We start from the raw sequence: 1132 nt of genomic DNA on the forward strand, positions 1-1132 counted from the left end.
CCTATCAGCTGCCGGACATCAAAAGTCCGACACCGGATCAGATGGCAGGCTATGTAAAGATTATCGAGCGATATGTAGAAAATGTCATTTTCTAAGCAGATATAGACACTGTTCACGCATAGGGAGATGCAGCCGCGTCGGAACCGAAACATGCGGGAGAGCAGTGTCTATCTCGGCTGTACACACACTTTTTTTGATTTAGGATGGTGGAGCATAATGGATCAGAAAGTTAATATTCATGTATTTTATGAATGCAAGGGAGAACACACGCACGAGTATCCGCAGATCCTTGTGCCCCTGCAGGAGCCGATGAAAATCAGCATCGGCAAAATGGAATATGAAGTGACGCCGCAAGAACTTTGCTTTATCCCGACAGGGATGCTGCATCAGTGTAATTATTACGGCAAGCTGCTGGCGATCAATGTGTCCGATGATATGGCGGACAGCGGAGAAGTTGTCTTGATTTCCAATCCGCTGATTATTTCCATGCGCGGTCAGATCATTCAGCTCGTGGAGCTGATTCAAGCAGAGCTGGAGCAAAATCCGGAGAGCACAGCCGTGCGGCATTTGTATAAGTATTTGTACAGCAAGCTGATGGAAAACTGTGCGGCGCCGTCGATTCAGTATATCAATGAATATTATCATCTGCCGATTACTGTCGATCAGTTGGCGAAAATTGAAAACTACAACGTGACCTATTACTGCGATTGGTTTAAGCAGCAGACCGGCTTATCCCCGAGTTTTTATCTGCGCAATACACGCATTCAGCGGGCAAAAGAGCTGCTGGTCACGACCAATTTCAGCGTGATGGAAATTGCTGTGATGGTAGGATACAGCAGCAATTCGACATTTACGCGAGCCTTTCACAATGTCACCGGTATGACGCCGAAATCATATCGAGAGTGCCCGTGCTTTAAGAAAACGGTCAGCGTTGTATAATACAGAAATAGAGTCAATCTATGATTATATGATATTTGCAAAGAAAGAGGATGATACCCATGATGACCAAAGAACAGTATATTGAGTCCCTGCGCAAGCTGAACCTCAATCTGTGGATGTTCGGCAAGAAGGTAGAGAATCCGGTAGACGATCCGGTAATCCGCCCGTCCCTGAACTCCTTCGCAGCAACTTA

General features: G+C 46.2%; 2 protein-coding genes. Both read left to right on the plus strand.

Going from position 1 to position 1132, the window contains the following annotated elements:
- Positions 1-216 precede the first annotated feature (216 nt).
- Positions 217-939: an AraC family transcriptional regulator gene (locus ACR0P9_RS12985; protein ID WP_432620802.1), complete on the plus strand. Its 723-nt coding sequence runs from the start codon at positions 217-219 to the stop codon at positions 937-939.
- Between the two features lie 53 nt (positions 940-992).
- Positions 993-1132, plus strand: a 140-nt coding sequence (locus ACR0P9_RS12990; protein ID WP_432620804.1) for a 4-hydroxyphenylacetate 3-hydroxylase N-terminal domain-containing protein, incomplete at its 3' end; no start/stop codon positions are given.

The sequence above is a fragment of the Butyricicoccus sp. genome (assembly GCF_050872565.1).
Classification (GTDB): Bacteria; Bacillota; Clostridia; order Oscillospirales; family Butyricicoccaceae; genus Butyricicoccus_A.